6 protein-coding genes are annotated in these 7,152 nt (G+C 73.8%); 2 read left to right on the top strand and 4 right to left on the bottom strand.

The features are described 5' to 3' along the window. The 3 genes from BJF77_RS19895 to pstS all read right to left on the bottom strand — a co-directional run. On the bottom strand, positions 1-230 hold a 230-nt coding region (locus BJF77_RS19895; RefSeq protein WP_139318425.1), incomplete at its 3' end, for a hypothetical protein. A gap of 149 nt (positions 231-379) precedes the next feature. After that, complete coding sequence (locus BJF77_RS20425; protein ID WP_075871282.1) at positions 380-643, bottom strand: hypothetical protein; 264 nt, start codon at positions 641-643, stop codon at positions 380-382. Positions 644-728: 85 nt separating this feature from the next. Next, entirely contained in the window at positions 729-1,871 is a 1,143-nt protein-coding gene (gene pstS, locus BJF77_RS03515) for a phosphate ABC transporter substrate-binding protein PstS (RefSeq protein ID WP_075871281.1), read from the bottom strand. Positions 1,872-2,011: 140 nt separating this feature from the next. Here pstS and BJF77_RS03510 point away from each other — a divergent pair, with 140 nt between their 5' ends. Beyond that, positions 2,012-3,304 carry a DUF2254 domain-containing protein gene (locus BJF77_RS03510; RefSeq protein WP_075871280.1) on the top strand — a complete coding sequence of 431 codons (1,293 nt, stop codon included), beginning with the start codon at positions 2,012-2,014 and terminating at the stop codon, positions 3,302-3,304. A gap of 15 nt (positions 3,305-3,319) precedes the next feature. On the opposite strand, the gene BJF77_RS03505 is transcribed toward BJF77_RS03510, so the two are convergent. Then, the gene (locus BJF77_RS03505) at positions 3,320-4,846 is read right to left on the bottom strand and encodes an MFS transporter (protein ID WP_075871279.1); all 1,527 of its coding nucleotides are present in this window, start codon (positions 4,844-4,846) and stop codon (positions 3,320-3,322) included. 141 nt (positions 4,847-4,987) lie between these two features. Here BJF77_RS03505 and BJF77_RS03500 point away from each other — a divergent pair, with 141 nt between their 5' ends. Continuing rightward, the gene (locus tag BJF77_RS03500) at positions 4,988-6,793 is read left to right on the top strand and encodes an AMP-binding protein (protein ID WP_047802993.1); all 1,806 of its coding nucleotides are present in this window, start codon (positions 4,988-4,990) and stop codon (positions 6,791-6,793) included. Positions 6,794-7,152: the final 359 nt, after the last annotated feature.

Here is a 7,152-nt window from a genome sequence, read left to right as displayed (position 1 = left end):
CTGGGCCACGGTCCAGGCCTCGTGGCCGATGTGCAGGACCACGCCGTCCGGGTGGGCGTAGGACCCGTCCGGGTGGTGACGACCTCCCACGTCTCGAGCAGGGCCACCGGCGACGGACCGGCGAGGGACCGGGCGGGCAGCTCCCGCGAGTTGGTGACCGTCTCGGGATCGGTCACCTCCTGAGCGGTGGCCCAGGGGGGACGGGGGACGAGAGTGGTGTTCTCGTGCATGGGGGTGCCTTCCGGGGGAGTGGGGTGTACCCATGTTCCTGCATGCGGGCACGGAACCCGGCGAGCGGGCCGCGTGTGTCGCGCCGCGGGGCGAGGAGTGGACGTACGTCGACCCGGCCCGGACCTTCGTCGCGCGAGCGGGACGCCCGCTACGGCCCGTCGAGCTGCTCGGAGGGGGTGGGCACCGACTCGGGGCCCGGCTGGTCCGGGGCCGGTGCCTCCGATCCGACCTGCGCCTCGCCCGGGGCGCCCTCCGGCGTGGGGGTGGTGGTCACGGGCGGCGGCGGGCTGAAGGTGCTCGTGGGGGAGGTCTCGGAGGACGTCGCGGGGGCGGTCGTCCCGTCCTCCTGCGCGTCGTCGCAGCCGGTCAGCGCGAGGGCGAGCAGTGCCGCGGCGGGGATGATCCGGCGCATTCGGGTGGTCCTCTCGGTCGGTGACTCCTCCACGGTATCCGGACCGGACCCGATCCGCGGGGACCCGGACGCCCGGGCCGCCGGATCAGCGCAGGCCGATGGAGTCGAGGGCCTCCTGCGCCTCCGCCCGGAGGTTGTCCGGCAGCGGGGCGCTCTGCACGGCCTCCGCCGCCGCCCGCTGGCCCTCCTCGCTGACCACGTAGTGGCCGAACGCCCGGGCCAGCTCGAGCACCTCCGGGTCCGTGTAGCTCGTGCAGTAGACGTGGTAGGACACCAGCACCACCGGGTACGCGCCGGCAGCGTCCGGCTCGCGGTCCAGCTCGAGGGCGATGTCGTGCGGGCCGGTGCCCTCCACGCGGGAGGCCTCGCCGACCGCGGTGCCGGCCGCCTCCCCGGACACGGCCACGTACTCGGAGCCCACCTTCACCCGGGCCTTGCCGAGGGACTCGTCCACGAGCGAGTCGTCCGCGTAGGTCACGGCGCCCTCGGTCCCGGCGGTGAGGCTCACCACCCCGGCGTTGCCCTGGGACCGCTCGGTGGGCAGGCTGCCCGGCCAGCTCCCGTCCTCCTCGTCCGGCCACGCCTCCGGGGCCACCGAGTGCAGGTAGTCGGTGAAGTTCTCCGTGGTGCCGGAGTCGTCGGCGCGCGCGATCGGGGTGATCGGCAGGTCCGGCAGGTCGACGCCCTCGTTCTGGGCGGCGATGGCCGGGTCGTCCCAGCGGGTGATCTCGCCGCGGAAGATGCCGGCGATGGTCGTGGCGTCCAGGTTCAGCTCCTGGATGCCGGGCAGATTGAAGGCGACGCTGATGGGGGAGATGTACACCGGGATGTTGATCGCCCCGTCCGGGCCGCAGAACTGCCGGACCTCGGCCTGCTCGTCCTCGTCCAGATAGGCGTCCGAGCCGGCGAAGTCCGTGCCGCCGCCCACCAGCGCGCTGCGCCCGGCGCCGGAACCGGCCGAGAGGTACTGCACCTGCGCGTCCGGGTGCCTCGACTCGAACCCGCTGCGCCACGTGAGCATGGCCGCGTTCTGCGCCGAGGAGCCGACTCCGGTGAGGATCCCGGACAGGTCGGATCCGCCCTGCTCCGCGGCCCGGCGCTGCTCCTCCCCGAGGGGGTAGTCGGAGCCGCACCCGGCCAGCGCCGTCAGCGCCAGGGCCGTCACCGCACCGGTCCGGAGCAGTCGGACGGTCCTGGTCCGTCGGCGCGGGCGCGAAGCGTTGAGCATGGAGAGATCTCCTCGGAAGCGGTGGAGCGGTGCGGCAGCCGCGGGTGCGCGGGCCCGGCCGTCCAGCTTACTCGGAGACGGACGGCGTCGCCGGGCGAGTGCGGGCCGGGGTGCCCGTCCCGTCTCCTAGGGTGGGTCCCATGGAGAAGCTGTCCGGGTCCTGGCGCCGGGTGTTCAACAAGTTCTGGTTCGTCCCCGCCGTGTGCGTGGTGGCCGCCGTCGTGCTGGCGCAGTCCGTGGTGGCCGTGGACCGGTGGCTGCCCGAGACCCTGGACTCGCCCTGGATCTCGTGGCTCTACGCGGTGGGCATCGACGGGTCCCGGGGGATGCTCTCGGCCATCGGCGGGTCGATGCTCGCGGTGGCCGCGACCGCGTTCTCGATCACCATCTCGGTGGTCGCCACGGCGAGCTCCACGTACGGGCCGCGGCTGGTGCGCAACTTCATGGCGGACCGCGGCAACCAGGTGGTGCTGGGCGTGCTGGTCTCCACCTTCATCTACGCCCTGCTGGTGCTGCGCACGATCCGCTCCGCCTCCGACGACCTGGCGCAGCCGTTCGTCCCGCACCTGGCCGTCAACCTGGCCGTCCTGCTGGCCGTGGCGGACGTGGCCCTGGTCGTGTACTTCATCCACCACATCGCCGACTCCGTCCAGGTGGACACCCTGGTCCACGGGGTGCGCCGGCGCCTGCTGGCCGTGATCGAGCGGTGGCACCCGGAGGAGCCGCCCGAGGAGCTGATCCGGACCGCCGGGGGCCGGTCCGGTGGGGGACGGGTCCGCGCGGACGCCGTCGGCTACCTCGTCAGCGTGAACTTCGAGCGGCTGCGCTCCCACGCCGACGAGCAGGACGTCTTCGTGGAGCTCGTTCCCCGGGTGGGCGACCACGTCCTGCCCGAGGAGCCCCTGTTCCGGGTCCGGCCCGAGCACCGGGCGGAGGAGCTGGCGGAGCGGCTGCGGCACTGCGTGGTGCTCGGCGACTCCCGCTCGGCGGACCAGGACGTGCGGTTCGCGGAGCAGCAGGTCGTCGAGCTGGCGGTGCGGGCGCTGTCGCCGAGCACCAACGACCCCTACACCGCGGTCAACGCCATCGAGGAGGTCGCGGCCGGCATCGTCACGGCCGTCTCCCGCCCGCTGCCCGGCAACACGGTGGTCGTGGACGGGGTGCACCGCCTCCGCTACGGGGTGGTGGGCCTCGACGAGATCGTGGACATGCCCTTCGACCAGATCCGCCCGCACGCGACCGGGCACGTCAGCGTCCTGCTGGCCCTCGTGGACCTCGCCGCCCGGATCGGGTCCGCGACCGTGCACCCCTCGGTGGAGCGGCAGGTGCACGAGCACGTCGACGTGCTGCTCGGTCAGTTCCGGGACAGCGGCCCGAACCCGCGGGACCTCGCCCGCGTGGAGCACCACGTGGCGGCCCGGCTGGGCGGCTGAGCCGGGCCGGGAGCCCTACCGGCGGCGCAGCCGCGGCACGCGGCGCAGGAGCAGGGCCACGACCACGGAGGTGGCGCCCAGCAGGGCGGCGCCGATCCCGGCGGACAGGTGCACCCCCGCCTCGAAGGCCGCCACCGCCGAGGCGAACAGCTGGTCGGCCGTGGCCGGGTCCAGGGCTCCCGCGACGTCGACCGCCCCGCCCAGGGTCTCCGCCGCGGTGGCGGCCTGGTCCGGGGCGAGGTCCGGCGGCGGCACCACCCGGTGGGCGTAGGTGGCCGTGACGGCCGTGCCCAGCACGGCCACGCCCAGTCCCGCCCCGAGCTCGTAGGCGGTCTCGGAGATCGCCGAGGCCGCGCCGGCCTGTTCAGGAGCGACCTCGGAGAGGATCAGGTCCCCCGCGATCGTCTGGGCCGCCCCGGACCCCAGCCCGATCACCATCAGGGCCACGACGAGGACCGTCCCGCCGGAGAGGTCCCCGAGCAGCACCAGCAGGAATCCGGCGGCCATCACGAGCAGGCCGCCGCCGAGCACGAGCGCCGGGCGGACGAAGCCGACCACGTGCACCGCCAGCAGCCCCGAGACGATGGTCACGGCCGCCCCCGGCAGCAGGGCCAGGCCCGCCCGCATGGGCGGGACGCCCTCCACCAGCTGCAGGTACTGGGAGACGAAGAAGAGGAAGCCGATGAAGGTCGTCGAGGCCACCAGGTTGTTGAGCAGCCCGCCGGTGAACGGCGCGTGGCGGAACAGGCGCAGGTCGAGCATCGGCACCGGACGGCGCAGCTGACGGCGCACGAACAGGGCGCCCGCGGCGGCGGCCAGCAGGACCGCCGCGGCCACGGCCGGGGAGGGCCCGTGCGCGCCGAGGTCCTTGAGACCGTGGACCAGGGCGACCATCGCCGTCATGATCAGCGCCGCGCTGGGCACGTCCACCGGCCCCGGGGCCGGGTTGCGGGACTCCGGCACCAGGACCGGGGCCAGGACCAGCAGGGGCAGCAGCACCGGCACGGCGATGAGGAAGACGGAGCCCCAGCGGAAGTGCTCCAGCAGGAACCCGCCCAGCACGGGGCCGAGGGCCCCGCCCGCGGAGAACCCCGTGGCCCAGACCGCGATGGCGGTCCGCCGCTGGGTGGGGTCGTGGAAGATGTTGCGCAGCAGGGACAGGGTGGCCGGCATCAGCATGGACCCGAAGAGCCCCAGCAGCGCGCGGGCCGCCACGAGCGCCCCTCCGGTGGGCGCGAACGCGGCCAGCGCCGACACCACCGCGAACCCGGTGCTCCCCACCAGCAGCAGCCGGCGGCGCCCCACCCGGTCCCCGAGCGACCCCATCGGCACGAGCAGCCCGGCCAGCACCAGCGGGTAGGCGTCCACCATCCACAGCAGCTGGGTGCCGGTGGGGCGCAGCTCCCGCGAGATCTCGGGCAGCGCGAAGTTCAGCACCGTGTTGTCCACGGAGATCAGCAGGACCGGCAGCATCAGCACCACGAGGGCGGCCCACTCCCGGGCGCCGGCGCGGGCGGGAGCTGCGGTGGCCGGGAACGGCATGGCGGGGCGGGCCTCCTTCCGGGGCGACGGGTGTGGGCACCATCCTCGCAGAGCTCTCCCGGCGGGAGCGCCGCACTAGACTGCTCGGGAAGGCCGGCCGGACGAGCCCGCCCGGCCCGCAGCGACGGAGAGAGGTCCCCGATGGTCGAGCCGGTTCCCACGAGCGCGATGTCCGACGCCGCCCCAGGTGTCTCCGAGCAGTACCAGGCGGTCCGGGACCGTGTGCTGGAGCTGCGCGAGGACTACGACCGGGCCCGGGAGGAGTTCCGCTGGCCGCGGATGGAGCACTTCAACTTCGCCCTGGACTGGTTCGACCACGTGGCCCGGGGCCCCGGGCGGGGGAGCCGGGACGCCCTGTGGATCGTGGCCGCCGACGGCTCGGAGCAGCGGCGCACCTTCGCCGAGCTCGCCGAGTCCTCGGCCCGCACCGCGAACTGGCTCCGGGGCCTGGGGGTCCGCCGCGGCGATCGCGTCCTGCTGATGCTGGGCAACCAGCTGGAGCTTTGGGAGACCCAGCTCGCGGGGATGAAGCTGGGGGCGCCGCTGATCCCGACGGCCGTCATGATGCCGTCCGCGGACCTGCAGGACCGGGTCCGGCGGGGCCGGGTCTCCTGGGTCGTGACGGACGCCGCCAACGCCCCGAAGTTCGCCGAGGTGGACGGGGACTACGGTCTCGTCGTCGTGGGCGGGGACGCGGAGGTGGAGGCGGTGCGGGGGCAGCTTCCCGGGCGGGAGGTGCGCCGCTACGCCGACTCCGCCGGCGCGGACGCCGTGTTCGTCCCCGAGGGGGTCACGCGCTCCCGGGACCCGCTGCTGCTGTACTTCACCTCCGGGACCACGTCGCAGGCCAAGCTCGTGGAGCACACCCACTACTCGTACTCGTTCGGGCACCTCTCCACCGTCTACTGGATGGGCCTGCGCCCCGGGGACGTGCACCTGAACATCGCCTCGCCCGGGTGGGGCAAGCACTCGTGGTCGAACTTCTTCGCCCCGTGGATCGCGGAGGCCACCGTGTTCATCCTCAACCAGGACCGCTTCGACGCGGTGGGACTGATGGAGCAGATGGGCCGCGCGGGCGTCACCAGCTTCTGCGCCCCGCCCACCGTGTGGCGGATGCTCATCCAGGCCGATCTGCACCGCGTCCAGGACCCGCCCGTGTCCGCGGTCTCCGCCGGGGAGCCGCTGAACCCCGAGGTGATCCGCCGGGTGCAGGAGGCGTGGGGCGTGACGATCCGCGACGGCTACGGCCAGACGGAGACCACGCTGCAGATCGCCAACACCCCCGGCCAGCCGGTGGTGCCCGGCGCCATGGGCAGGCCGCTGCCGGGCTTCGTCGTCGAGCTCCTGGACCCGCGCACGGGCGCGCCCGCCGAGGAGGGCGAGATCTGCCTGAAGGTCGACGACGATCCCCCCGGGATCATGGCCGGCTACATCGACGAGCCCGAGCGCACCGCCGAGGTCGTCCAGGACGGCTGGTACCACACCCGGGACATCGCCCGCCGCGACGAGCACGGGGTCTACACGTACGTGGGGCGCACCGACGACGTCTTCAAGGCCTCGGACTACCGGATCTCCCCGTTCGAGCTGGAGTCGGTGCTCATCGAGCACCCCGCGGTCGCGGAGGCTGCCGTGGTCCCGGCCCCGGACCCCGTCCGGCACGCCGTGCCGAAGGCCTACCTGGTGCTCGCCGCCGGGGCGGAGCCCACCCGGGAGCTCGCGGGGGAGATCCTCCGCTTCGCCCGGGAGAACCTCGCCCCCTACAAGCGGGTGCGCAGGGTCGAGTTCACCGACCTGCCGAAGACGATCTCGGGCAAGATCCGCCGCGTGGTGCTGCGCGAGCGCGAGCAGGCCGCGGACCGCCCGGCGGCCGGCACACCGGCGGCGCCTCCCGCCGACGGCCTGGGCATCGAGTACACCGAGGCGGACTTCCCGGGGCTGCGCGGCTGAGCGGGAGCGCGCCCGGTGCCTCCGGCAGGGGCCCCGGGCGCGCAACGTGACGTCACGCCGTGCCCGGGACCGGTGCCGCACGGGGGCGTGGCAGGGCCGGTCTGTCCCCACTTCGTGCCACGTTTGCCGATTCAAATGAATGGAGTCGGCGTCCCGGGGTCCGGAAAACGCCGATGTGGCAAGCACAAACACATGCGAAAACGTCGATGTCCACCGTTCTGCATATGACGTCGGCCGCCGTGACAGGTCATGGAAACCCTGCCACCATGGAGTCAATTGGTTCACCCGATGGGGCAGAACCAACTGATCCGTCGGGGGGCGGATCGACCGCGGTTCATCGGGGGATGGGCCGCCCGCAC

The sequence above is a fragment of the Kocuria sp. CNJ-770 genome, from assembly GCF_001942375.1.
Taxonomy (GTDB): Bacteria; Actinomycetota; Actinomycetes; order Actinomycetales; family Micrococcaceae; genus Kocuria; species Kocuria oceani.
The sequence above is the reverse complement of the archived record's forward strand: the minus strand, read 5'-3'. Positions and strand labels throughout refer to the sequence as shown.

What these genes read in the sequence shown, in the direction of transcription:
- BJF77_RS20425 (WP_075871282.1), bottom strand. Translation starts at nt 643, where the DNA reads ATGCGCCGGATCATCCCCGCCGCGGCACTGCTCGCCCTCGCGCTGACC.
- pstS (WP_075871281.1), bottom strand. Translation starts at nt 1,871, where the DNA reads ATGCTCAACGCTTCGCGCCCGCGCCGACGGACCAGGACCGTCCGACTG.
- BJF77_RS03510 (WP_075871280.1), top strand. Translation starts at nt 2,012, where the DNA reads ATGGAGAAGCTGTCCGGGTCCTGGCGCCGGGTGTTCAACAAGTTCTGG.
- BJF77_RS03505 (WP_075871279.1), bottom strand. Translation starts at nt 4,846, where the DNA reads ATGCCGTTCCCGGCCACCGCAGCTCCCGCCCGCGCCGGCGCCCGGGAG.
- BJF77_RS03500 (WP_047802993.1), top strand. Translation starts at nt 4,988, where the DNA reads ATGGTCGAGCCGGTTCCCACGAGCGCGATGTCCGACGCCGCCCCAGGT.